This window comes from Rhizobium tropici CIAT 899 (assembly GCF_000330885.1).
Classification (GTDB): Bacteria; Pseudomonadota; Alphaproteobacteria; order Rhizobiales; family Rhizobiaceae; genus Rhizobium; species Rhizobium tropici.
On sequence record NC_020062.1, the window covers coordinates 1279881 to 1303284 of the forward strand.

At 58.1% G+C, this 23404-nt stretch carries 24 protein-coding genes; 12 read left to right on the plus strand and 12 right to left on the minus strand.

Going from position 1 to position 23404, the window contains the following annotated elements; all coding sequences use genetic code 11:
- Nucleotides 1-368: 368 nt before the first annotated feature.
- Nucleotides 369-2414, plus strand: a complete 2046-nt coding sequence (locus tag RTCIAT899_RS27990; RefSeq protein ID WP_015343203.1) for an SPFH domain-containing protein — start codon at nt 369-371, stop codon at nt 2412-2414.
- An 80-nt stretch (nt 2415-2494) separates the two neighbouring features.
- Here the strand turns inward: RTCIAT899_RS27990 and RTCIAT899_RS27995 are convergent, their stop codons facing one another.
- Genes RTCIAT899_RS27995 through RTCIAT899_RS33720 form a run of 4 tightly spaced genes read right to left on the minus strand, consistent with a single transcriptional unit; the run spans nt 2495 to nt 3744 of the window.
- Complete coding sequence (locus RTCIAT899_RS27995; RefSeq protein WP_015343204.1) at nt 2495-3070, minus strand: alpha-ketoglutarate-dependent dioxygenase AlkB; 576 nt, start codon at nt 3068-3070, stop codon at nt 2495-2497.
- A 15-nt stretch (nt 3071-3085) separates the two neighbouring features.
- The gene (locus RTCIAT899_RS28000; RefSeq protein WP_015343205.1) at nt 3086-3280 is read right to left on the minus strand and encodes a hypothetical protein; all 195 of its coding nucleotides are present in this window, start codon (nt 3278-3280) and stop codon (nt 3086-3088) included.
- Between the two features lie 42 nt (nt 3281-3322).
- Nucleotides 3323-3559, minus strand: coding sequence for a 30S ribosomal protein S21 (gene rpsU / locus RTCIAT899_RS28005; protein WP_015343206.1), 237 nt, complete (start codon nt 3557-3559; stop codon nt 3323-3325).
- A 32-nt stretch (nt 3560-3591) separates the two neighbouring features.
- Nucleotides 3592-3744 (minus strand): hypothetical protein, encoded by a 153-nt coding sequence (locus RTCIAT899_RS33720; protein WP_015343207.1) that lies wholly within the window; start codon nt 3742-3744, stop codon nt 3592-3594.
- Nucleotides 3745-4608: 864 nt separating this feature from the next.
- Between RTCIAT899_RS33720 and RTCIAT899_RS28010 the strand changes: the two genes are divergently transcribed.
- The gene (locus RTCIAT899_RS28010; RefSeq protein WP_015343209.1) at nt 4609-5136 is read left to right on the plus strand and encodes a hypothetical protein; all 528 of its coding nucleotides are present in this window, start codon (nt 4609-4611) and stop codon (nt 5134-5136) included.
- A 70-nt stretch (nt 5137-5206) separates the two neighbouring features.
- The gene (locus tag RTCIAT899_RS32720; RefSeq protein ID WP_015343210.1) at nt 5207-5368 is read left to right on the plus strand and encodes a DUF1328 domain-containing protein; all 162 of its coding nucleotides are present in this window, start codon (nt 5207-5209) and stop codon (nt 5366-5368) included.
- Between the two features lie 194 nt (nt 5369-5562).
- On the opposite strand, the gene RTCIAT899_RS28020 is transcribed toward RTCIAT899_RS32720, so the two are convergent.
- Nucleotides 5563-5937, minus strand: a complete 375-nt coding sequence (locus RTCIAT899_RS28020) for a hypothetical protein (RefSeq protein WP_015343211.1) — start codon at nt 5935-5937, stop codon at nt 5563-5565.
- A 602-nt stretch (nt 5938-6539) separates the two neighbouring features.
- On the opposite strand from RTCIAT899_RS28020, the gene RTCIAT899_RS28030 reads away from it, so the two are divergent.
- From RTCIAT899_RS28030 to RTCIAT899_RS28065, 8 genes are all read left to right on the plus strand, one after another.
- Nucleotides 6540-8546, plus strand: a complete 2007-nt coding sequence (locus RTCIAT899_RS28030; protein ID WP_041678218.1) for an ABC transporter ATP-binding protein/permease — start codon at nt 6540-6542, stop codon at nt 8544-8546.
- 148 nt (nt 8547-8694) lie between these two features.
- Complete coding sequence (locus RTCIAT899_RS28035) at nt 8695-9495, plus strand: bestrophin-like domain (protein ID WP_015343214.1); 801 nt, start codon at nt 8695-8697, stop codon at nt 9493-9495.
- 164 nt (nt 9496-9659) lie between these two features.
- Nucleotides 9660-9956, plus strand: coding sequence for a hypothetical protein (locus RTCIAT899_RS28040; RefSeq protein WP_244441516.1), 297 nt, complete (start codon nt 9660-9662; stop codon nt 9954-9956).
- 96 nt (nt 9957-10052) lie between these two features.
- On the plus strand, nt 10053-10844 hold the full coding sequence (locus RTCIAT899_RS28045; RefSeq protein ID WP_015343216.1) for an SDR family NAD(P)-dependent oxidoreductase: 792 nt from the start codon (nt 10053-10055) through the stop codon (nt 10842-10844).
- A gap of 57 nt (nt 10845-10901) precedes the next feature.
- The gene (locus tag RTCIAT899_RS28050; protein WP_015343217.1) at nt 10902-11588 is read left to right on the plus strand and encodes a Crp/Fnr family transcriptional regulator; all 687 of its coding nucleotides are present in this window, start codon (nt 10902-10904) and stop codon (nt 11586-11588) included.
- Nucleotides 11589-11739: 151 nt separating this feature from the next.
- A complete protein-coding gene (locus tag RTCIAT899_RS28055; protein ID WP_015343218.1) occupies nt 11740-12150 on the plus strand; it encodes a VOC family protein in 411 nt (136 codons plus the stop codon).
- 249 nt (nt 12151-12399) lie between these two features.
- Nucleotides 12400-12873, plus strand: coding sequence for a MarR family winged helix-turn-helix transcriptional regulator (locus RTCIAT899_RS28060; RefSeq protein WP_015343219.1), 474 nt, complete (start codon nt 12400-12402; stop codon nt 12871-12873).
- Nucleotides 12854-14182 carry an alpha-amylase family protein gene (locus RTCIAT899_RS28065; protein WP_015343220.1) on the plus strand — a complete coding sequence of 443 codons (1329 nt, stop codon included), beginning with the start codon at nt 12854-12856 and terminating at the stop codon, nt 14180-14182. Before RTCIAT899_RS28060 ends, RTCIAT899_RS28065 begins: the two co-directional genes overlap by 20 nt.
- Before the next feature lie 169 nt (nt 14183-14351).
- Here RTCIAT899_RS28065 and RTCIAT899_RS28070 read toward each other — a convergent pair whose 3' ends face one another.
- Genes RTCIAT899_RS28070 through RTCIAT899_RS28085 form a run of 4 tightly spaced genes read right to left on the minus strand, consistent with a single transcriptional unit; the run spans nt 14352 to nt 18447 of the window.
- Nucleotides 14352-15278 carry an efflux RND transporter periplasmic adaptor subunit gene (locus RTCIAT899_RS28070; RefSeq protein ID WP_015343221.1) on the minus strand — a complete coding sequence of 309 codons (927 nt, stop codon included), beginning with the start codon at nt 15276-15278 and terminating at the stop codon, nt 14352-14354.
- On the minus strand, nt 15265-15999 hold the full coding sequence (locus tag RTCIAT899_RS34320; protein WP_015343222.1) for an ABC transporter ATP-binding protein: 735 nt from the start codon (nt 15997-15999) through the stop codon (nt 15265-15267). Before RTCIAT899_RS34320 ends, RTCIAT899_RS28070 begins: the two co-directional genes overlap by 14 nt.
- Nucleotides 16000-16003: 4 nt before the next feature.
- A complete protein-coding gene (locus RTCIAT899_RS28080) occupies nt 16004-17140 on the minus strand; it encodes an FtsX-like permease family protein (protein ID WP_015343223.1) in 1137 nt (378 codons plus the stop codon).
- Between the two features lie 2 nt (nt 17141-17142).
- The gene (locus RTCIAT899_RS28085) at nt 17143-18447 is read right to left on the minus strand and encodes a TolC family protein (RefSeq protein ID WP_244441517.1); all 1305 of its coding nucleotides are present in this window, start codon (nt 18445-18447) and stop codon (nt 17143-17145) included.
- A gap of 695 nt (nt 18448-19142) precedes the next feature.
- Between RTCIAT899_RS28085 and RTCIAT899_RS28090 the strand changes: the two genes are divergently transcribed.
- A complete protein-coding gene (locus tag RTCIAT899_RS28090; protein ID WP_015343226.1) occupies nt 19143-20072 on the plus strand; it encodes a GNAT family N-acetyltransferase in 930 nt (309 codons plus the stop codon).
- Between the two features lie 23 nt (nt 20073-20095).
- On the opposite strand, the gene RTCIAT899_RS28095 is transcribed toward RTCIAT899_RS28090, so the two are convergent.
- Genes RTCIAT899_RS28095 through RTCIAT899_RS28105 form a run of 3 tightly spaced genes read right to left on the minus strand, consistent with a single transcriptional unit; the run spans nt 20096 to nt 23297 of the window.
- On the minus strand, nt 20096-20941 hold the full coding sequence (locus RTCIAT899_RS28095) for a TIGR01459 family HAD-type hydrolase (protein ID WP_015343227.1): 846 nt from the start codon (nt 20939-20941) through the stop codon (nt 20096-20098).
- Nucleotides 20938-22221, minus strand: a complete 1284-nt coding sequence (locus tag RTCIAT899_RS28100) for an FGGY-family carbohydrate kinase (protein WP_015343228.1) — start codon at nt 22219-22221, stop codon at nt 20938-20940. Before RTCIAT899_RS28100 ends, RTCIAT899_RS28095 begins: the two co-directional genes overlap by 4 nt.
- Entirely contained in the window at nt 22218-23297 is a 1080-nt protein-coding gene (locus RTCIAT899_RS28105) for a class II aldolase/adducin family protein (protein ID WP_015343229.1), read from the minus strand. The genes RTCIAT899_RS28100 and RTCIAT899_RS28105 overlap by 4 nt, the downstream gene beginning before the upstream one ends.
- Nucleotides 23298-23404: the final 107 nt, after the last annotated feature.

Genomic DNA, 23404 nt, shown 5'->3' on the forward strand with positions numbered 1-23404 from the left:
CGGAATTGGCTCGCCCCTTCCATTTGCTTTAGCGGCCACCCGATCGATTGATTGCGCGAAATCGCCGAATCATTGGAAGTACTTATGCGATTTCCGCACCAAGCATCTTTAAACCTATAGGCGCAATCCCTACGTGGTCTACCGTTATGTCTATCAAGGCAACACCGATGTGAGATTACTCACGACCACGCAGTTCCCCAGTGGGGACTGGGGACGCGCGGTCATTTTTCCAGACAATAAGCAGCCCAAACCTTCGACACACCCTTGGTGCGTCGAGTGCTTAGGCGCGCAATCTCCCCGTCTTATCAACCAATACCAACCGGGCGGCTGTCGGGTGGATGAACCCGTGCGCCCATAGGAGAGAAGAGATGGAAGCCCTCACCAATCTCAGTCCGATGGAATGGCTGGCGATCGAGATCGCCGGTGCTGCAATCGTGCTCGCGATAGTTTTCCGATGGAGCGGCGTGATCCGCTATATTCCCAACGACAGGCTCGGCATCCTCGAAAAGCTGTGGAGTTTTCGCGGTTCCGTGAAAAACGGTTTCATTGCTTTGAATGGCGAGGCCGGTTTCCAGCCTGACGTCGTGCGCGGCGGCCTGCATTTTTTCATGCCGTTTCAGTATTCCCTGCATCGCGCCAATCTCGTGACCATTCCACAGGGTCAGATCGGCTATGTCTTTGCCCGTGACGGCAAGCCGCTGCCGCCCACCCAGACGCTTGCTTCGAACATGGAAGCCGATGACTTCCAGGACGTGCGCGACTTTCTCCTCAAAGGCGGACAGAAAGGCCCGCAGCGTAAAATCCTGCGCGAAGGCACCTATGCCATCAATCTTGCGCAGTTCATCGTGCTGACCGCACAATCGATCTATGCCGTCAACCTCAGTTCGTCGGAACAGAAACTGTTTGCCGACATGTCGACGCAGATCACCGAGCGCGAGGGCTTCGAGCCCGTCGTCATTCATGACGCAGAGGACATGATCGGCATCGTGACCATCCATGACGGTCCGGCCCTGCCCGACGGCGAGATCATCGCACCGACGGTTGCCAACGATCCGACGGATGCAAACTTCCATAACAATTTCCAGGATCCGGAGAAATTTCTCAATGCCGGCGGCTATCGCGGTCGTCAGTTGCAGGTGCTTGCCGACGGCAGCTACTTCCTCAATCGCATTTTCGCGACCGTCGAACTGGTCGACAAGACGATTATAGAGGTCGGCACGGTCGGTGTTGTTGTCTCATATACCGGCCGCCGCGGCGCAGACATTTCCGGCCAGGCCTATCGCCATGGCGAACTGGTGGAGACCGGCGCGCGCGGCGTCTGGTCGGCGCCGCTTCTGCCCGGCAAGTATGCGTTCAACACCTATGCCGGTAGTATCGTCATCGTACCGACCACCAACTTCGTACTCAAATGGACGAAGGAACAATTCGGCGAGCACAGGCTGGATGAGAATCTGTCCGAAGTATCGTTGATCACCAAGGACGCGTTCGAACCCGTGCTGCCGCTCTCGGTCGTCGTGCATATCGACTATATGAAGGCACCGCTCGTCGTGCAGCGCTTCGGCGATATCAAGCGCCTGGTGGAGCAGACGCTCGATCCGATGGTCTCGGCCTATTTCAAGAATATTGCCCAGACCAAGACCTTGATCGAGCTCCTGCAGGAACGCAGCGAAATCCAGCGCAAATCCGGGGAGGAAATGCGCGAGAAATTCGCTTCCTACAGTCTCGAGCTGCAGGAAGTTCTGATCGGCACCCCGCGCGCCAGCAACGGCCAGAACAGCATAGAGCAAATCCTGATCCAGCTGCGCGAACGCCAGATCGCCGTTGAAAAGGTCGAGACCTATAAGCTGCAGGAAGTCGCGGCCGTCCAGGAGCGCACATTGCGCGAGAAGGAAGCGCTTGCCGAACAACAGGCCAAGATCACCACTTCTGCACTGACCATCGAGATCAGTGAAAACGAAGGTAAGGCGCAGCTGGCCCGCACCCGCCAGCAGGCGGAAACCATCCAGGTCACCGCCAAGGCGGAGGCCGAGAAGGTACGCCTTGCGGGCCTCGGCGAGGCCGACCGCATCAAGGCGATTGCGCTTGCCGATGCCGAGCGTATCAAGGCCACAGGCCTTGCCGATGCCGAAAAGGTGCGCGCCGTCGGTCTCGCGGAAGCAGAAGCTACCGAAAAGAAGGTCGCAGCCTTCGGCGGGCCGGATTATCAGCTGAATTCGCAGGTTCTGATGCGCTTCGCTGAAGCGATCGAGAACGGCAGGCTGCCTCTCGTACCGCAGATCCAGGTCGGCGGCGGCGTCGGGGAAAAGGGTGCCGCCAACGGTCTTGTCGAAATGATGTTGTCGATGCTGGTCGCCGACCGGCTTGGGCGGCAGGAAGCGCCGGCTGCTGCCCCCACAGCGATCGCGCACGATTGATTGCGGATGGGCCGGCTATGCCGGCCCATCTTGTCCAGTGGCTCGCTCCCAGCCGCAACTCACTGCGGCTCGACATCGCGTTAGCCGATTTCCCGGAAGGTAATCGAATAGCGAAGCCGATCAACCGGCGGGATGGAATGCTCCCATTCGCTTCGCGCAGGACCTGACAGCACGTAAGCCGAACCGGGTTCGCAGATTAGCGTGGCGCGCTGCCATTTATCCCCGGCACGGCGCCTCAGCCTGAACGTACAAGGCGATAGCAGGGAAATGCCGACAACCCGCCCGAACACCTTCTTGTCCCTATGCCAGCCAATCGGCGCACCCGGCGCGTATTCGGTGACAAGGGCTTGCTCCAGATCATCGGGCGCCATTCCCGCAAACTCAGCCGCGATGCTGCGCACGGGTAGAAGGAACGACGGAATTTCGCCGGTGCGCCTCGCACGCTGCGCCTCGTAATCGTATTTGCAGCCATAGGAGACGACGCGTCGCCTACCTTCGAAGCCATGAAAGTCGAACGGCTTCAGCGGCAATTGCGGTATCTCACGAAGCAGATCCAGCTGGATGGACTCCGGAACGATATTGGCTTGGTAGCGGAAACCCTCCGGCAACGGCGGTTCTACTGCCGCAAACAGGTTTCCTTGCGCTGAAATGCCCATGGCCGCTCCTTCTGTTTAATGGACACTTGGAACTTTCGCGACCGCAGCGAAATCCTCCGCGACCAGTTCGCTGATCGCAATCAGGACCTCTTCGGCCGAGAAACCGGAGACAATCGTGCTCCGGATCAGCTCCTGCAGATCGAACTCGATAGCATCGCGGCAGTCTTCCAGCCGCTGCTCCGAAACCGTAATGCTGTGCAGTTCTTCCATTATGTGATCCTTTCGTAGATGCTTGCGGTTGCTGCCGATGATTTACCGAGCAGCCGCCCGGCGCCTGGAGGAAGGAAGAAGCCCTTCGCGCTGCATCTTCTTGCGGACGGCCTTGCGCTGACGGGCAATCGCTTGCGCCCTTTCGCGCACACGCCGCTCGGACGGCTTTTCATAGGCCCGATGTTCCTTCATCTCGCGGAACAAACCTTCACGCTGCATCTTCTTTTTCAGTGCCCGAATGGCCTGTTCGACATTGTTGTCTCTCACGATGACTTGCATTCTCGTTCTCCTTGTTTCGTTGATAGTTCCGCTCAACCGAGCTGCTCGGCTATGATCGCCTTCAATTCGGCGCGCGTGAGCAGGCAGGGATATGGCTTCTGGTTTTTGTCCGGTCGTTCGATGCGTTCACCGCGGTCGCGCGGCTTCATCGCCGCCGGAGCGGCGGGGATATTTGCTTTGTTCAATTGAAATTCCTTACCGGCCATTCGGCGAAATGGCGGTTCGGCGCTGTTGCGCACGGGAGCGCCGACGACTTCAGCCGTCCGCTGTGGCCAATTATGTGAGTGATGTCGGAGATATAAGGAGTGGCATATCGCATTACAAGGCGATATCCAGGCCGTGAAAGACCTGGATCCAACACTATTGGAGCCGGAACATCGCACGTCGGGTCGAAGGGTGGATTAATCAGCTATTGACGTGCTTGATCGAGCCCGGTGCGAGAGGCCTGAATTTCGCCGGCTCGGCAACGAGGACGCAAACCTAGCTTGGTAGCCGAAAAAGCAAGAGGGCATGATGAAGTTCTGAAGACCGCCCTTCTATCGCTCACCAAGTGAAACGAGGACCGAAAGAGCCGTAGTAGCCCGGTGTCGAGCCGCCTGGAGCAAGCTCATTATCTCGTTGGACTCTCTCTGCCCATTTCCGACGCTCAGCCGCTTTTTTGGCGGCGGCAGGATCTGTCGATTTGCTTGCCTCTACGGAACCCGATTGACCGCCACTTCTATATCCCGTCGAGCAGGACGCACAGAAAACAGCCGGAAAAATAATCAGAATGCCTAGGGCTATTGCCCTTTTGAGCCTGCAGTAGATCGGCTGCATAGACATTCTCAATGCTCTCTGACCATTCGCGACGAGAAGAGACATTATTCGATTCCACATCGCATGGGAACTAAAGGCTATTCGCGTTTCCGCTACGACGATAACGGCCGTTCCTCCATCCGCGCATGGGAAAACGCCGGGTAACCTCCGCTGTATCGGCGGATTTTCAGTCTTGCCATGCTGGTGCCGGATTCTTCTGATGTTTGGCTGCGCCGACACTGGAAGGGCAAACCATGGAATTCCTCAATCGCTACATCGATCTTCCGCTGCTTCGCGGCGGATCGGCAGCCATGCGGCTGTGGCACAAACAAACCGGTCTTTCTCCGCAGACGCTAAGCCCGTCATCGAGCCTTATCGTTGTTCTTGCCCTTATGGCGGCAAGCGGCCTGTTGCTCAACGGCCCGATTTACGCTTTCTCCATCGGCACGCTCTTCATGCTTTCCGTTCCGTCACTGCGATTTTTGATGCCTGGTCGAATGGGGCGCAATTACGATATACGATCCTATCAGGCGCTGGCGGCTACAGCCACGCGCAAGCGTGAGGGCGAATGGGCGACCCGACTGACCGTTTTGCTTACCGCCGTCATTTTCCCCTTCTGTGTCTCCGCCGGCGACGAGGCAGCGGGCACCTTCCTGCTTGGCGCCAGCCTGTGGTTTGTGCTCACGGCTCCGGTCAAGATGTATCTGGATGCCGCCGAACCGCCGCCGCCGGGTGCCGGCGGCAAGCAGGTTTGGTTGAAACAAGCCGTGACAACGGCGTAACGCCAGCCCACATTCAAGGAACAAAGTGCACTTTGCTCCGTTCTCCATCCAGCAACCAATGGAGAGCGAAATGCTTTATTATGCACTGGTATTTCTCGTCGTAGCCTTGATTGCAGGAGCCCTCGGCTTCGGCGGCATAGCAGGCGCCTCTGCGTCTATCGCACAGGTCCTGTTCTTTATCTTTCTTATCTTCTTCGTCGTTTCGCTCGTCATGAATGTGATGAGACGTTGAAGGCGAAGATGAATGAGACCATGATCCGAATGCCGGCCCACCCGATCAACCATGACGGTGGGCCGGCCGGCGCCCTTCCTTAGCCGATTACGACAAATACTTTCCGTGACGGTCTCTTCCCGTTACAGTTCATATGTGCGGCGGGAACTCGGCCGAGGTTCATCGGCAAGAGCGGCCTCAGCCCTTTAGCACCCCTATTTTTCAGATCGCTGCAGAAGAATTCGCATCTCCTCGAAATGTCGCTTGCGATCTGCATCCCCGTCATTGGCCACATAGCATGTGCTGGAGACGCAAAACTTAACGAGGTTGTGAGGTTTGTCCGCCTTTTCGAACTCGCATTCGAAAGTGTCGCTCATCTCGGCTGCTGCAGTGCCGGGCCGGCTGGAGTAGGTCATACGAACGCCAGGGGGCTTCAGCTCCGGAAAAGACTGCACCGTTCCAATCGCAAGCCCGTCCGATAAAAAGAAATTCTTGGCGACGGTCTTGCATGTTGCTTCCAGATCAGGGGACTGGGCAAGAACGGCGGTTGGAAAGAGGACAATGCTGAATAAAACAGGAAATTTAAACACGATAGCCTCCTGTAAAGATCTCCAGGATCGAAGAGATCGCGATCAGCAAACGTCGGTCGAAACATAGAGTTCCATGAAGCTATGCCAAGCAGTTCCCGCGACTGGCATCAACGCTACCAAGTTCGGGAAAACCTTTCGCTTCAACAGCACGGATGACCGCGAGTGCGCTGTTTTTCGTCGCTATATATCTACTCTGCGAACCTGATCTTCTGCCCATCAAGGTAGCCATGCTCGTAGGCTTTCGCCTGTTCGCTATCCTCTGAATAGGGGTTCTTTCTATTTTCGGCATCGCATTTTCCATCCTTCACCCCCTTCTCGTAAGCCTCCTTTTCGCTCTCCGAGGCCGGAAGGCGAGGCGATGGCTCGGGGAAATATTGTATGGGGTTCGGCAGTCCAAGCGCAGGTGCAAAGTCTGAGGCCGTAATCGGCGTTTGCGGGCACATAATGAATTCCTCCTCTCATTGAAACGCCCTTTGCGACCGACAGTTCCCTCAAGCCTTTGAACCCTCGCGCTGCTTCCGCGCAGCACGTCCTTCAAGCCACTGCATGCATGCTCATGATCAAGGGTGAAACTTTTTGAATTTTGGGCCGTTGTCGTGCTTATGACCGACGCAAAATCCATTCCGAAATCGGTCGATGATGCCAAGCCGGCTGATGCCGAAAGGTTGCATCAGGGGAAGAGTTCGACTGTCGAGGCCGAGCAGCCACCCGATTTAGTAGAACCTGACCCGGATTTGACCCCCGAGCAAACAGAGCGGGCACGAAAACGATATTTGCTCAGCCGTTTCTGGATCAGCGCCCGCGGTTATTGGAGTCGTCGCGGAGACCGTTTTGCCTGGCCATGCTCGATTGGCCTCCTTGCCCTGATCGGCCTGAATGTCTGTTTCCAGTATGGGATCAATATCTGGAACCGAGCGATTTTTGACGCGATCGAGCAACGCAACGCTCATGCCGTCTACGTCCTGAGCGCGGTGTTTCCCCCGCTCGTGCTCGGCAGCGTCGCCCTTGTCACCATACAAGTCTATGTTCGTATGATGATCCAAAGACGCTGGCGCTTCTGGCTCACAACCGCCTTGATCGCCCGGTGGCTCGCCAACGGCCGCTATTATCAACTGAATCTGATCGGCGGCGACGACCACAAGAACCCCGAGGCCCGTCTCTCGGAGGATTTGCGGATCGCCACGGAATCCCCGGTCGATTTCATCGCTGGCGTCATTTCAGCATTTCTCTCGGCCTCGACCTTCATCGTGGTCCTCTGGACGATCGGCGGCGCCCTGACTTTCGAGATCGCCGGTTCAATCATTACGATTCCCGGCTTTCTCGTCGTCACGGCGGTCCTCTACGCCGTGATCACGTCTACCTCGATGGCGGTCATCGGCCGCCATTTCGTGAGGGTTTCCGAGGTCAAAAACCAGGTGGAAGCGGAATTTCGCTACACGCTGACGCATGTCCGCGAAAACGGTGAGAGCATCGCATTGCTGGGCGGTGAAGAGGAAGAGCGCAACGACCTCGAGCGGACATTCGGAAACGTGTTGAAACAGTGGGCACTGCTTGCCCATCAATACATGCGCACGACCCTCGTGTCACAGGTCTCCATGTTGATTGCGCCTGTCGTGCCGGTCCTGCTTTGTGCGCCGAAATTTCTGGAAGGCAGCATGACGCTCGGTCAAGTCATGCAGGCTGCCTCTGCCTTCGCCATCGTTCAAAGCGCATTCGGATGGCTGGTCGACAACTATCCGCGCCTTGCCGACTGGAACGCCTCGGCGCATCGTGTCGCCTCGCTTATGACCTCGCTTGATGGGCTCGAACGCGCCGAAAAGAACGATACGCTCGGACGGATCAAGCATGGAGAAACCGAAGACGAGACAATGTTGTCGCTCAACGATCTCTCCGTGACACTCGACGACGGTACGTCCGTAGTCAAGGAAACGGAGGTGGAAATCGATCCAGGGGAACGCGTCTTGGTCGCCGGCGAATCCGGTTCGGGCAAAAGCACGCTGATACGGGCAATTTCCGGTCTGTGGCCTTGGGGTCATGGCGGCGTCGACGTCCACCCCGATAGCCGGTTGTTCATGTTGCCGCAGCGGCCTTACATACCGTCGGGCACACTTCGCCGCGCCGTCGCCTACCCCCGCGCGGCCGACGACTGGACGCCGGACGAGATCAAGGCCGCTCTTGAAAAGGTCGGTCTCGACTATCTCAACGAAAAGATCGAGGAGGACGCGCCCTGGGACCAGACTTTGTCGGGCGGCGAAAAGCAGAGGCTCGCCTTTGCGCGTCTTCTGCTGCACGATCCCGATATCATCGTGCTGGACGAGGCAACCTCGGCCCTTGATGAGAAGAGCCAGGATAAGATGATGGAGATGATCATTCGGGAATTGCCGAAGGTCACCATTATCAGCGTCGCGCACAGGGCTGAGCTGGAAGCGTTCCACAGCCGCAAGATTACCCTGGAGCGCCGCCAAGGTGGCGCAAGGCTGGTCAGCGACATCGAACTCATTCACCGCCAAAGAAAAGGGAACCTGATTTTGCGCCTCTTGGACGATCGAAGACCCATGTTCAAAGATAATTCGACCTCGGATCAGGGCGCACGATCCTCACGCCGATAGCGGTTGGTGCAATTGCCGCGCACGCTTCGAACACGCGCAAAGTGAAGCGAAAGCAAATGCACCACGTCTGCGCCATTCGACATTGAGATGTATTCCCTTAGCTGGAACGTGACATACTCAACGATTAGATGCAGTTGGAGCATGTTCGATGCAACGAGAAGCGATCTGGTCGCTGGTCTTGCTTGTTCTTCTTGTCCTGGGCGCTTTCGTCGGCTCGATACTGCGCACCAAATTGCCTGCGCCGCATCGCGGCAACGAGACAATGGACTTTCTTCGGGTGGTAACCGCACTGCTCGTGACTTTTGCCGCTCTTGTCATGAGTTTGTTGCTGGCATCGGAACTCAATGCCTTCACTGCCGCCTCCCACGATCGCAATCGTTATGCCGCGGGTCTCGCCGAGATGGACGGTTGCCTGAAAAATTACGGCTCCGCCCTCGACAATGAGAGGCAGCTATTGCGCAGCTATACCGCTGCCGTCATTGCCAGCACCTGGCCCGATGAAGCGCCTCCGCAGGGCGAGAAATATCCCGACATCTCGGACTTGCCTTTGACCGGCGAGGCGCCGGCCCTTGGATCGATGTTGAATAATGTCGGGCTTAACATTGACCGCCTGCAGCCCGCCGACCCCTTGCATCAGGCCCTTGCGACCCGTTGCAGTCAGCTTTTCAGCAATGTCATGGCCGCGCGATGGACCGTCATCGAAGATGCACATGGCTCGCTTTCCGCGCCATTTCTTGGCGTTCTCATCTTCTGGCTTATGCTGGTATTTTTGAGTTTCGGGCTTCAGGCTCCCAAAAACCCGCTCGCCGGCGCGATTGTCCTTGTGGCCATCGTCTCCGTCGCAAGCGTCATGTTCGTCATCCTGGATCTTGACCTTCCCTATGGCGGCTTTTTCGGCATTTCGAGCACATCGATGCGACACACGCTGACCGACATGCAGCGCAACTAAAAATCGCAGTCTTTCATATATGTGGATCGTAGCGCTCCTGCGATGACCTCCCCTGGAGCAGCACCCGCAGTCGCTTCACCTTCTGCTCAATTGCTGACATGATGGAAGGAGCTGTTTGCTGTCGTGGGCTTATCATGAACGGATCAACACCGGAAGAAAGCAGGATGCGCGCGCCGGCAGGTTCGGTTACCGGGCTTTGCTCGGCATCAGCAACCATGTTCGCGGTTGGGATGGCGTTCCTTGGCTACTGGGGCGTTTATGAGCAAGGGCGCTGGCATGTCTCGGATTATTTTGTGGTGGCTCTGGCACTCATCGGCTTTGCGGCGCTGGGTTCCGTTCCTTGGATCGTAACGACGCCGGTGGCGCGCGAGGATGAAGAAAAGGTGGTCGGCGCGCGGCGCGCGCTGGCGCTTGGAATTGCCTTGCTCTGGCTGTCGGTCTGTATCGCAGTATTTGCCTGAAAGTCCTGAATGCCCTTGTGGCAGCCACGGTTAAACGGCCAGCGCGCTCAGGCGTTCTACACATTCCACCCCTGACGTTTTCATTGGAGAAGCATCATGAATCTCGAACTCGACGGTAAACTGGCTCTGGTCACCGGCAGCACCGCCGGCATCGGTCACGCAATCGCGGCAACTCTCCTGCGCGAGGGTGCCCACGTTATTGTCAATGGGCGGACCGAAGAAGCGGTCGATCGTGCGGTTGCCGAACTTGCTGTTATTGGAAGCGGCCGCGTGGAGGGATTTGCCGGCGATCTCGCAACCGAGCAGGCCGCTGATGAAATCGTAAGGCGCTTTCCGAATGTCGAGATCCTCGTCAACAACCTTGGGATATTCGAACCCAAGCCGTTCGAAGAGATCCCGGACGCTGACTGGCGTCGGTTCTTCGATGTCAACGTGATTTCCGGCGTTCGTCTCGCCCGCCTTTACCTGCCCTCGATGCGCCAGCGTAACTGGGGTCGTATCATCTTCATTTCGAGCGAAAGCGGTGTGCATATTCCGGCCGAGATGGTGCATTACGGCGTGACTAAGACGGCCCAGATTGCAGTGGCGCGCGGCATTGCGGAATCCGTTGCGGGCACCGGAATCACGGTCAACAGCGTCTTGCCAGGTCCAACGAAATCGCGCGGCGTCGTCGATTTCGTCGCCGCGCTGCCCGGCTCGGAAGGAAAGACTTTCGCGCAGTTCGAGACCGAATTCTTCGAGAAAATCCGGCCGACTTCCCTGATCAAGCGCTTCGCGCAGCCTGAAGAAATCGCAAACATGGTCGCCTATGTCGCAAGCCCGTTGTCTTCAGCTACCAATGGCGCAGCACTTCGGGTCGATGGCGGCGTGGTGAAGAGCGCATTCTGACCATCGCGACCAAACGAACGAACTCCGGCGGCAAGATGCGCCAAGCGCAACCTATAAATGTCGCCGGATGCCACCAGATTGCTCTTTTCCCACGGCGATGAGATAGGCCAGATTAAAGCCATCGCCGACTCGCGGATTGAGCTCATGAACACAGAAGCATTCTTCACCAAAATCCGGACCTACACCCCTCTGTCAGAAAAAGCCGAGCTCGCCTGGTCATCACTCCTGCGGCCGAGACAGTATCGTAAGGAGGAGCCCTTCATTCGGGCGGGCGACGTACCGACAACCTATGCCTTCGTCGTCAAAGGCCTGCTGTGTCAGCAGTATGTCGGCCGCGACGGCAACATGATTATTAAATGCTTCTTTCCTGAGAACCGCATTGCCTCTTCGGTCAGCGCGACCCTGCTCGGCGAGCCTAGCCCTTTCGCGATTACGGCGATCGAGAACACCAACGTCCTCGAATATGACTTTGCGGCTTTTAGGTTGCTCGTCAGCGACTTTGCCGACATTGCCGCCTTTTATATCAGGTACATGGAGCGCCATTGGATTATCGACAAAGAACCGGGCGAGATTGCGTTCAGGCATGACGACGCGATGCAGCGCTATATCGATTTCATCCGCAAGGAGCCGGAACTGCATAAGCGTTTGAAGCAGCATCACATCGCCGCCTGGTTGGGCATCACTCCGGAAAGCCTTAGCCGGCTGCGAAAGACAATCGCTATCACAAGGCCAGACAGAGGCTGACGCGATTTCTTACCAAACATCAATTCTTTCACGGCCGGATTGCGTCATTTCTGCCGGGCAAGCAACCACCGTAACGGTCACGGCGGGCGTCAACCAGCGGATATCGACCGCAGATGCGGCCCTGTCCTGCCGTGAACAAAGGAAACCAAAAATGACCAAGATGATTTTTGTGAACCTGCCGGTGACCGACCTGGCTCGGTCCAAGGCCTTCTATGCAGCCCTGGGATTTGTCAATAACGCCCAGTTCAGTGACGATAGTTCGGCCTGCATGGTGGTGAGCGAGGCGATCAACGTCATGCTCCTCACGCATGAAAAGTGGCGCGGTTTCACCAGCCGCCCGATCCCGCCGGCAACCTCAAGCGAAGTGATGCTGGCCATTTCCTGCGAGAGCCGTAAGGCCGTCGACCAGATGAATGATGCCGCCGCGGCACATGGCGGGCAAGCGGACATCAATCCGAAGCAGGATCTCGGCTTCCTTTACAATCGCAATCTCGCCGATCCGGACGGTCACGTCTGGGAAGCAGTATGGATGGATCCGAGCGCAATGTCCGCCGGTAACTGAAGCTCGTCAGGTCGCGCGGTAAAGCGGGCGGCTCCGAGCGTACCATTTGAATGACGAGAGCCAAATTGGGGCGCAAAGCTGTCCTTCAGCGATTGCGTCCTAAATATCTGAAAAACCGGGCGAGACCTGGAAAGGAGGTGCCGTCGAAGCCGACCACGCGGTTCAGATACCGGCGTACCACTTATATCCGCAGCGGGGAAATGGTGATGAATGCTCGCCTTCCTTCAATTAATACGCTATGCGTAGTATATGACAAATAAAGTCGATCAAGAAGCCCTCTTTCTCCTGCGCGCTGTCCTGGCGCTCGGACGGCGGCTACGCGGCGAGCGTCCGCAAGGCGCGCTGACGCTCGCTGCTATCAGTCTTCTGGGAACGCTCGGTCGCCTTGGACCGATGCCCGCTGTGCAACTGGCGACCGAGGAACGCCTTCAGCCTCAATCTCTGACGCGGATCGTAGCCGGTCTTGAAGGCGATGGACTGATCGAACGCCGGCGAGATCCGGCTGACCAGCGAGCGTTGATCATCGCTCTGACGGAGAAGGGCAAGACGGTGCTCGCAAATGATCTGCGCGCGCGACAGGCGTGGTTGCGCGAGGCGATGTTGCGCGTGCTTTCACAAAGCGAGCGCACGGCGTTGATCGCGGCCACCGACATTATGCTCAAGCTCGCCTTTGATGATCAAGGCAGATTGGAGATCGATGCTCATGACGCATTGGATCGATAGCGCCATCTTCTGGCACATTTATCCCCTCGGTTTCGTCGGCGCCGAGCAGAGGGTCCATGCGGGCATTCATCATCGCCTGAGCCATATCGTCGATTGGCTCGACTATGCCGTCGCGCTGGGGGCATCGGGTCTGCTGTTGGGGCCGATCTTTGCCTCGTCGACACACGGCTATGACACGATCGACCATTTTCGCATCGACCCCCGCCTTGGTGACGATTGCGATTTCGACCAGCTCATCATGGAGGCGCGACGACGTGGGTTGAAAGTCATCCTTGATGGCGTCTTCAACCATGTCGGAAGGGATTTTCCGCTTTTCCGTGCCGCCATTGAGAATGGAACGGCCTCACGGGCGGCAAGCTGGTTCCGCTTGCTCGGCGGCAAGGACGACACGGGCGGCCCTGCCTATGCGACGTTCGAGGGACATCATGCGCTGGTGGCGTTGAACCATGATTCTTCGGATGTTACCGCCTATGTGACAAGCGTTATGGACCATTGGCTGGACCGCGGCGCGTCAGGGTGGCGGCTTGACGCAGCCTATGCAGTATCTCGCCCATTCTGGAAAACGGTGTTGATGGATGTCCGCCAGCGCCATCCCCACGCTTACATATTCGGCGAGGTCATACACGGCGACTACAATGGTTTTGTAACGGCGACTGGCGTCGACGGAGTGACGCAGTACGAATTGTGGAAGGCGATCTGGAGCGCGATCAATGACTGCAACCTGTTCGAACTGCAGTGGGCGCTGGAACGGCACAATGGGTTCCTGGAGCGATTCGTACCACTCACCTTTGTCGGCAATCATGATGTCACGCGGCTGGCAAGCCGGTTGACTGATGAACGGCACATCGCTCACGCTCTTGCCATTCTTATGACAGTCGGCGGCATGCCGGCCATCTATGCCGGTGACGAGCAAGCTTTCCGAGGCGTCAAGGAAAACCGGGCCGGCGGCGATGATGCAATCCGGCCTGCCTTTCCCGCAAGGCCCGAGGAACTCGCACCGTTTGGCTGGCCGATTTACCGGCTTCATCAGCAGCTTATTGGGGTTCGCCGCCGTCATCCCTGGCTCGTCAGAGCCAAAAGCCGAAAAGTTCACCTCACCGCCCGGCAGGCCGTCTGGGCCATGGAAGCAAACAACCAGACGATCCTCGTCGCCCTTAATCTCCGTGATGGCGACGCCATTCTCCCTGCGCCGGGCGCCAAAAACGTGCTTGCTGGAACCGCCGCAGCAATAACGACTGAGCTGGATCGATCGACCGCGATCCGGTTGCCAGGATACGGCTGGGCCGTGCTTTCGACGGAGAAACAATAATCATATCGTGACGGAGCAGGTTCCGACCCTTTCGCCGAACTGGGAGAAGTCGCTTTTGTATCTCATCCACCGGCTGATCATTGCCTTGACATTGACCACTCCATTGCTTGGGCACTCCCTTCAAGCAACTTCTCGCAGAGCGCTGGAGCTCTCTTCCGGCACGGAGGCATCATTTCAGAACTCGGACAACCACGCGCTGCCCAATCGCCAAAGGAGCATCACGTGGAACGGTGATGATGCAGTTTGCCGTGCGTATATCGCTGCGTTCTCCAGGGTTTTCCGTCGATTTCGCGTGTGTCAATACTTTGGAAACTCGGCCGACACGGCCTAAAACGGTTTGTGTGGAGCGCCCTTCGGGAATGATTTCGACAGTCATGCCGGGACCGACGAGGTTGAGATATTCTTCAGGGATGTCCGCGCGCACGATTTTCGGGCCATCCGGCAACAGGACGAACATCTCACTCATCGCCTGTGACGAAACGGCTTCGCCGGCCTTTACCGCCTGGCGTATGACAACGCCGTCGGCCGGCGCCTTGATCTCGCGCAGGCTCACCTCGCGTTTGGCCATTTCGAGACGTTCCCGCGCGATATTCAGGGCCGTCGCAGCGGAGTTGGTTTCGATAGCCTGCGTCTCATAGGCGTTGCGCGCATCTTCGAGTGCCTGATCGGAAACGGCTTTGCCGGCGGCGGCGCGGCGCATTCTTTCATAGGTCTTCGAAAGGTTCCTTTCCTTCATTTCGAGGAGCTTATGATGATCTTCGGCCTGGGAAACCTCCTGCTCGGCGATGCGGACCGCAGCTTCCTCCTGCCTTCTGTCGAGAAGGGCAAGGACATCACCCTTGCGCACATACGCCCCTTCCCTTGCCGGCACCTCGGCAACGATCCCATCGCGCACGGCCGTTATTCGATAAAGCCCCCCTTCGACATCGACTGTTCCGCGTGCAGCGGCGGTGATTGCCGGCGCAATGCGTTCGGCAGCATCCGAGCTTTCCTCTGCCTTCGGGACGCCGACGGCAATCCATAAAATGCCCAACGTCAGGGACGAACCCAATAGGCCGGCCGCCCAAAGACGGCGTGAACGTTTAGTGTGATCCATGCCAGTACTCTCGTGTATCGGTGTTTCGCCCGGAGGCGGGCCGTTCATCGGACAGCAGGCGCCCGTCCTCCATCCTGAGGAGGCGATCTGCTTTCGAAAACAGACGGCTATCGTGCGAGACGCACAGAACCGCCGTTCCCAACTGTCTGGCCGCATCACGCAGGATCTCGACGATCCTCGACCCATTGCTGCTGTCGAGCGCACTCGTCGGCTCGTCGGCAAACAGGATTGCGGGCTCTTTGACGATGGCTCTCGCAATGGCAACGCGCTGCTTCTCGCCGCCGGACAGATGCGAAGGTCGCAGATGCTGGCGGTGCAGCAGGCCGACGCGCTCAAGTGCCGCAAGCGCCCGGGCTCGTGCCTCGGCTTCCGGAACCTTCAGGTAATCCAGCGGGACCTGAACCTGCTCAAGCGCGGAAAGTGCCGGAAACAGATTGAAGCCCTGAAAGATAAAACCGCAGCTTCTCAGGCGAAACGCATCTCTCTGCGCGTCCGTCGAGGAAGAGAGATCGATTTCACCGGCGCGAAGCTGCCCGCTGTCGGGTTTGGTCATACCGCCGAGCGTCGCCAGAAGCGTGCTCTTGCCGCAGCCGGAAGGGCCGCTCAGGACAGCGAATTCACCGCGATACATCTCGACGGAAATATCGATGAGCGCGTTTGTACGAACGCCCTGGACGGTAAAGGACTTGTGGAGATTGAGAGCAGTGATAGCAGATCGCATCATATCATCTCAACAAGGAAGCCGGGTCTGCCTCACGCAGGCGATGAATTGCTAAAAGACAGGCGAGAATTGCCACGACGAGCACAACGAGCGAGGCGAGAAGGATCACGATGCCGTCGAGCACGAAAGGAACCTTGTAGACCTGCGCAATGAGAGCGATGAGAAGGCTTAATACGCCGCTGATGATCAGGCCGGAAACACCCACCCAGGCGGCCTGCTCGGCAACAATGGTTCTCAACTCGCCAAAGGGCACGCCGAGCGCGCGAAGCGTGGCATATTGCGGAAGTGCACCTGCGACTGCCGCCATGAGGGTCTGACTGGTTATGAGCGCTCCGATGGTTGCGGCTATCAGCGTCGCAAAGATGAAGGCAATACCGGCCCCGGAATCGAACAGCATATAGCTGGTCGACATGCTCGCAAGCCTCCCGGAAGGCCAGATCTCGAAGCGCTCGACAGAGGCTCGTTGATTAAGACGCCTGATCACGCCCGCGGACTTATCGCCAGTTTTGATATCGAACAGGAAATAGGTGGCGGCGCCATCGGTGGGTAGCGTCTGATCAAGCACGCGTGCGGTATCGAGCGAACCGACGACATTCACACCACCCAGACCGCGAAGCCCGTCAATGAGGCCGACCACGCGCACGGCATGACCGTTGACCTCCGCCATATCCCCGGGCTTGGTGGAAAGCTTGTCGCCGTCGGATGCGTCAACGACCACGGCGCCGGGCTCGCGCAGCTGGCTGCGCAATCCTGCCGGAACGACCTTAGCCAGCCCGGCACTGCCGATCTCGGTATCGATGCCTATGATCGTGACGCTGACGCCACCATTGCCTCCGGTGGCGCGCCAGTCGCCCGATCCGAGCAGCAGCGGCTCGATATGGGATACAAGAGGCTCGGAATAGAGGCTCGTCAACACGCGCGCTTTCACCGTTCGCCCAAGTTCGACGCTTTGCGTGCCGGGATAGCCGGCCCAGTAATCGGCGGTCGATTGCGATACATAAAGCGAATTCGCACTCACGATCCCAAGCAGCAACGCTCCCTGAGCCGTCATGAGCAGCCCGGAAAACGCAACGGCTGCAACAGCCGGCAAAAAGCGCCGCCATTCGTAGAGGAGGGTTTTGCGCGCGATCGGAACTGGCATGACTACATCCGCCTTTCCGGCACAGGAGGTGGGGAAGCCTGCTGCGCAGTACCTGTTGCCTTGTAGAAAGCGATGAGGGAGCGGGCTTCGTCTTCGATACTGTCAGTCAGTGAAGCCCGCAGCTCCAATATGTCGAGCGCGCCCCTGATGGACTTCGATTTATCTTCCAGGCCTTCTTGAACGAGCTTATCGGCGCTGTTGCGCACCATCGTCGCTCGCTTCAACCTCGATCTTAGCAGCGTCGTCTTTTGTCGGGCGGCATTGAACTCGCGCAGCGCTCTTGACGCTTCCTCATAGGCAACGAGAACGGCCTGCCGGTATGCCAGCCCCGCTTCCCGAAATTTGGCTTCGCTCGCCGCGACGACGTCTTTGCGCCGGCCCAGATCGAACAGCGGGATTTGCAGCGATGGCCCTCCGGAAGCGCCAAACAAAGAACTTCCAACCGGAGCGCCGATCCCTATCGCGCCGGAGAGGCGTAGTTTCGGATAAAGGTCGCTTTTCGCAATGCCGACCTGCGCGCCCGCCTGGGTTACCGCGAATTCGGCTCGCCGCACGTCGGGTCGCAAACGCAGCAGATCGGCGGGACGGCCTCCCAGCAGACTGGCTCGGACGGTTGGCTGCGGCTGAGGTATAAGGAGGTCCGCCGTCGGCGTCGACGTTCCTTCGAGGGTCGCGATTTGCTGGACTGACGTGGCGATCTCGCTTTCCAACTCAACGAGCCTCGATCTGGCAGTGTCGATGACCGATTTCTGCAGTTCCGTGTCGGACGCCGTCGCCAGACCTACCTGCTCCCTGACGTTTGCCAGTCTGGAATTCTTCTCCAACAGACCGATCATCTCGGCAGTGTCGGCATGACGTCTTTGGAGCGCCCGAAGGTGAACGTAATTGGCGGCGATTTCCGCTGTCACCGCCAGTTTTGCCGCCGCCAGATCCTCATAAGCGATCTGCCCGGTCAGATCGGCCGATTTCTGGACCTGCCTGTCTTGCCCAAAAAGAGCGACCTCCCAGCCTGTCTCGAGATTCAATTGCAGCGGACGCCGCGTGAAATCATTATTCACCCGGGGTCCGGTTGCGGCATTTGCAATCCCGGTTGCCCCCAGCTCCGGCCGATAGCCGGAAAGCGCCGAATGCGCCATCGCTCTTGCCGCCGCCAGATTCTGCCGGGCCTGCGCAACGGTGAGGTTGCTGTTCGCGGCACGAGAAACGAGCGACGACAACATCTGGTCGTGAAAGCCTTCCCACCATGCCAGGTCCTTGGCGCCAGCCTGAGAGCTGCCGGGCGATGCCCCTGCATAGGCAGAAGGCAAGGGCGGAGGCGCTGCTGGTGGAGATAGATCCATCGTTTGACAGGCCGGCAGAGCGAATGCCAACGTCATCATCGACAGGATGATTTGCAGGCACCGGTGTCCGCGCCTCGGTATATCGGAACTGTCATTTTGACCCATGCCGTGCAGTCGGCACGCAATACCATAAGATCTGCCGATCATGATCCCGTCACTAAGCGATCCATTTCGTAACCGTTGCAGTCGCACTTTGTGGCTGATCGCATAACGAAAAGCTCGGCAACACTGCCCGATGAAATAGCCTGGTTCTGTGCGGATTTCATGGAGATTGCATACAGATTGAGTGAACGGCGGCGCATGGCGGGCAGCCTGTGTTTCACTCGTGAATTACTCTGCGGCCCCTCCCAATTGCCGATGATAGCGCTGCGGCGACAGAGGCGAGCGTCGAGCGCTGCAACCTGGTCGAGAGATTCTAAGGACGCTCTCGAAGCGTTTTGACATCAATCATTGCTGTGTTTAAGCGCAAACTATCTGAATATACTGCCCGTCCCGCCAATATAAATAGCGATCGACTGCAGGCTTTCCTCTTAATTCGGGAGAAAATATTACTTCATTTCTGATGGCGCCTGAGTATGCTAAGAGAGGTACTTTGGGGATGTTGCAGCAACTTGACCAATTAAAGAAGCAAGTTTGCACATTTCTTTTGGAGGAGGCCCGGAGTGTTGGATCCTTTGATACCGACAATATTTCACGAGCACTGGTGGCTCGATGCTGCGACGAAGGGACGAGCCGAGATATCCGAAGTGACCGAAGGCGGGCGGACAGTGGGCCGGCTGCCCTATCTCAAGGAAACAAGACTTGGTCTGCATAGCATCAATATGCCGACCCTCACCCACTTTCTCGGTCCAGGCATCAACGACGGTTCCGGCAGCGAGCCGAACCGCTTCGTGAAGCGTCAGGCGATCACACGTGAGCTCATCCGCAAGCTGCCGCAGTTCTCCTCATTCCGTCAGAAGCTGCACCACAACGTCAGAGACGTGCTTGCTTTTCAGGCCGAGGATTTCGAGGTGACGGCTCAGTTCACCTTCGAAGTCGGCCCGGCCCCTCAGGACGTTATGTGGAAAGCCATGCGGGACAAGACACGAAATGTCATTCGTCGGGCAGAGGAGCGTTACGGCGTCTCGAACATCATGGACCCGCAGGCGTTCTTCCGCTTTTCCATCGCCAATCTTAGGGCCAAAGGCGAGGAACCCAATATCGACTTCGTTACCTGCATAGATGTCGTCACCAGGGCACTTGACCGCGGACGTGGTCATTTCTACGTCGCAGTGGACGACAAAGGGGATGTCAGGGCGGCTATATTTTGTGTCTGGGATGCCAGATCCTATTACTACATGTTATCGACCCGCACGGCCGACAGCGGCAACGGCGCAATCCCTTTGTTGATCTGGAGTGCCATCAAAAATGCCGCTTCGATGGGGCTGATCTTCGACTTTGACGGTGTGGCGAATGCCGGTTCCATCCTGCTCTATTCCGGCTTCGGCGGCACCGTTTCTCCGCGCTACATCGTGATGAAGTCGAACACCCTCTACCAGACTTTGCGCAAGATCCGCCGCATCAACCCAAGAGTTTCGAACCATTTTCTCTGAGGACAGGGACAAGCACGCACCGTTCACACTGCGTCGACCGAAAAGCACGGCATCAGATAGCTCGGAACTGCATGATGTCGTCGCGTCAACTCGGCCAGTTCCTGCTGTGAGGCGGCTGCCAGGATGCCGGTACGCACCAGCACGGAGGCCAGACCCATATCGCCCGCACCCTTGATGTCGTGTTCGATACTGTCCCCGATGCAGACGATCCTGCCGGCTTCCGCATTCGTCCACCGGGATATAGCCAGCATGTAAATCTCGCGATACGGCTTGCCGATCCAGTGCACCTTACCGCCAAGCTCCTCGTAGATTCTGGCGATCGCGCCGGCGCCGGGCACGGTCCTTCCGCCGGCAAGCTTATGAATATCGGGATTGGTGCAGAAACAGGGCGTGCGGCGCGTTGCCGCCGGCGCCAGTTGCCGACGATAGTCGTCGAGCTCAATCTTTTCCGTCTCGCTGCCGGAAATGATAATGAGATCGGCTTCATTCGACCGCGACACGTTGGTAAGCCCGAGACGATCAGCAAGGTCATGATCGCCGCCACCGGAAATCGTGAAAGCCTTCATGCCCTGTCCAATTTCAGGCGAGGCAGATAGAATCTCGAAGGCGACGTCGCCCGAGGTCACGAAATGCTCGAAAAGCGAACGCTCGAAGCCAAGACGGACGAAGCGTTCTGTATTGTATTCGCCGCTTCTGCCTGAATTTGAAAGCACGATGACGTGTTTGCCATGCTCCTTCAGCACGCGCAGCGCCGCAGTTGCCCCATCATAGGCGCCTTCATCATCGCGCAGCACCCCGAATTGATCGATCAGGAAGTAGTCGTAATTGTCGATCAGTGCTGCAAGAGTGGTATATGGCGCAATTGTCACCGCTGTCTATCCTGCCATTGAAGAATGAGGGAGGCAGTGCCGACGGCTGCCTCCGTCGAGTTCGACGCTGCGAAGGGCACGGCGAGAACCGCCTGCCGCATCCGGGTCCATACTGGGTTTTTCGCGCCGCCGCCGACGGTTCTGACCGATCGCAGCCGTGCGGCGCCAAGCTCAGTCAGTCGTTCATAGCCGAGGCGCTCGATCTCGGTAATACCTTCAAGCACGGCCTGAAAGAATATCGCCTCGTCGGCAGGGCGCGGCTCCAGCCCGGGCGCATAATTCGGGTCGCTGATCGGAAAGCGTTCGCCGGCCTTCGGCAGCGGATAGAAATCGAGCCCTGTCGGCTGATCGGGGTCAATGCGCTTTGTCAATTCCTCGAGCCTGTTATCACCAAACAGCGATCGAATGACGCCGCCGCCGCTGTTGGAGGCGCCGCCGGGCAGCCAGAAATCCAGCACCCGGTGCGAATAGATGCCATATTGCGGCGCATTGATCGGCAGCTCCGACGCGAGCTTGAGAACGAGTGTGGAGCCGAGCGCGGTGACGCCATCGCCGATCTGCGAGGCCCCGGTTGCGAGAAAGGAAGCACAGCCGTCAGTCGTTCCCGCGTGAAAGCGGCAGGTCTTGTCGACGCCAAGATTGCGGATAAAGCCTGTCGTCACCGACAAAGGCGCCCCAGCTCGCTGAACGATCGGCAGCAGCCGGCGGTCCAGTCCGGCCCATTCGATCCAGTCCGGCCATTCTTCGGCGACAAGATCGTATCCGGTTTTGAGCGCGTTGTTCTCATCGCTCGCACAGCCATCATGACCGAGCTTCATCAGAATCCAATCAGCCTGATGAACCACTCGCGAGACCTGAGGCTGGCGCGAGAGATGGATCGCCCTTGCGAGTGCTGAACTGGAACCGCGGGCGGGACTGTCGGCTGGCGCGTGACGGGAGATGCTCTCGACGATCGATGGATCCGGGCAGGCGTCGTTGTACATCAAGGGTGCACCGACCGGCTCGCCCGCGCTGTCGATCGCAAGAACCGTTCCGGACGTTCCATCGACACCGATCGCGCGGACGCAGGAGAGACTTGCTTTTGCAGCAAGTTCCGTCAAAGCGGCCGATGTCCGAGCCCACCAGCTCGACGGCGATCGGCCTTCATCCGCGTTTAAGAAAGGTGCGCTCACCATCTCAACCAGATCGCCATTGTCAGCAAGAGCGGCGGCGCGAACGCCAGACGTTCCGATATCGATGCCGATGATGGTCGCAACGGCAGAGGTTTGCCTGGATGTCACGACTTTGCCGCTCCACGATCGAGCGCCTGACGATATTGCTCGGCCTCCCAATTGGTGAGTTCGTACTCGTCTGCTTGCGAGAGGTAAACGACGTCGGCGCCATCAGGGATGCGGGATACGACCTCCGCCAGGCAGCGAACCATCACCTGGCCACCAGGTGTCAGCGCATTCGATACCAGAACGCCGGAACCGGGAACGATAATCATCTTGGGCGCACCGCCCTCAGTGCCGTCAAAGCTTTCGAGATAGGCCTGTAGCAATTGACCGGCCTCCAGCAGCCCGATCTTCGTGCCGAGGAAGATCACATGGTCCGGATACATCGACCCGCCCGTGGCAATCCTGATGTTTTCAGGCGAGAGCGCCAGCTGATGGCTAGCTTCATCGGAGGCCGGCGCATAGCTGCTTCCCTCTGCGATGTGCTGCAATGCCTTGATATCCGGCTGGGAAACCTGCCTGACCGGCACCTCCAGCGCCGCGGTCACCTGTTCGATCCGGCCTGACACCTCCTCGACAGTTTCGCCGGTGACGATGATACCGTGGTTATAGAGGATGAGCACGTCAGGCTTGTCGGCAGCAACATGATCGACCTCCCGCGCCAGCGGCGTTCCGGGACGCCGATAAGGCGTCGTTGCCCATTTCATTCCGGCTGCGTCGAGCTTCGTCTTCAGGATCTCGTCACGTTGCGCCAGCACCGAAAGCGCAATCGCGTTGACACAGTGGTAATGGGCAACGACCCGATTTGTCAGAGCCGCATGAAAACTCGTTTCGATGGAAGGCCGCAAGCCACTCGTATTCAAGGCGCCGACGATAAAATCGGTCGCCTTCTCGGCACGCGGATCCCCCTGCCGCAGCGCCTCGACCAGTGGCGTGACGCGCACGGGAACCATGATGTCACGATCTCCGGCCTGGGCAAGCCAGGTACCCGAGGCCTTCACCCACATCATGTCGCCATCCTTCAGCGACGTGTTGCCGCCGGCACCCTGTGTCTTGAGAATGTCGGCGCCGATCTCTTTTGACAGAGCCAAAAACCGGTCGAACTCGCCATCGGAGCCGCGTGGTGCCACCGTCAAGATCATCCTCCATCCTCATGATGCCCCTCACCCAACGGTGAGCGAACTTTATCTTCATGGTATGTATTAGATTGAATATCGTCAACGATGAAGTTTCTGCGTCACACATGCTT

Coding starts and splice junctions, on each gene's coding strand:
- RTCIAT899_RS28105 (WP_015343229.1), bottom strand. CDS start 23,297: ATGATCTTGACGGTGGCACCACGCGGCTCCGATGGCGAGTTCGACCGG.
- RTCIAT899_RS28030 (WP_041678218.1), top strand. CDS start 6,540: ATGACCGACGCAAAATCCATTCCGAAATCGGTCGATGATGCCAAGCCG.
- RTCIAT899_RS28070 (WP_015343221.1), bottom strand. CDS start 15,278: ATGGATCACACTAAACGTTCACGCCGTCTTTGGGCGGCCGGCCTATTG.
- RTCIAT899_RS34320 (WP_015343222.1), bottom strand. CDS start 15,999: ATGCGATCTGCTATCACTGCTCTCAATCTCCACAAGTCCTTTACCGTC.
- RTCIAT899_RS28010 (WP_015343209.1), top strand. CDS start 4,609: ATGGAATTCCTCAATCGCTACATCGATCTTCCGCTGCTTCGCGGCGGA.
- RTCIAT899_RS32720 (WP_015343210.1), top strand. CDS start 5,207: ATGCTTTATTATGCACTGGTATTTCTCGTCGTAGCCTTGATTGCAGGA.
- RTCIAT899_RS28055 (WP_015343218.1), top strand. CDS start 11,740: ATGACCAAGATGATTTTTGTGAACCTGCCGGTGACCGACCTGGCTCGG.
- RTCIAT899_RS28045 (WP_015343216.1), top strand. CDS start 10,053: ATGAATCTCGAACTCGACGGTAAACTGGCTCTGGTCACCGGCAGCACC.
- RTCIAT899_RS28060 (WP_015343219.1), top strand. CDS start 12,400: ATGACAAATAAAGTCGATCAAGAAGCCCTCTTTCTCCTGCGCGCTGTC.
- RTCIAT899_RS28080 (WP_015343223.1), bottom strand. CDS start 17,140: ATGCCAGTTCCGATCGCGCGCAAAACCCTCCTCTACGAATGGCGGCGC.
- RTCIAT899_RS28040 (WP_244441516.1), top strand. CDS start 9,660: ATGCGCGCGCCGGCAGGTTCGGTTACCGGGCTTTGCTCGGCATCAGCA.
- RTCIAT899_RS27990 (WP_015343203.1), top strand. CDS start 369: ATGGAAGCCCTCACCAATCTCAGTCCGATGGAATGGCTGGCGATCGAG.
- rpsU (WP_015343206.1), bottom strand. CDS start 3,559: ATGCAAGTCATCGTGAGAGACAACAATGTCGAACAGGCCATTCGGGCA.
- RTCIAT899_RS28065 (WP_015343220.1), top strand. CDS start 12,854: ATGACGCATTGGATCGATAGCGCCATCTTCTGGCACATTTATCCCCTC.
- RTCIAT899_RS28035 (WP_015343214.1), top strand. CDS start 8,695: ATGCAACGAGAAGCGATCTGGTCGCTGGTCTTGCTTGTTCTTCTTGTC.
- RTCIAT899_RS28000 (WP_015343205.1), bottom strand. CDS start 3,280: ATGGAAGAACTGCACAGCATTACGGTTTCGGAGCAGCGGCTGGAAGAC.
- RTCIAT899_RS27995 (WP_015343204.1), bottom strand. CDS start 3,070: ATGGGCATTTCAGCGCAAGGAAACCTGTTTGCGGCAGTAGAACCGCCG.
- RTCIAT899_RS28050 (WP_015343217.1), top strand. CDS start 10,902: ATGTCGCCGGATGCCACCAGATTGCTCTTTTCCCACGGCGATGAGATA.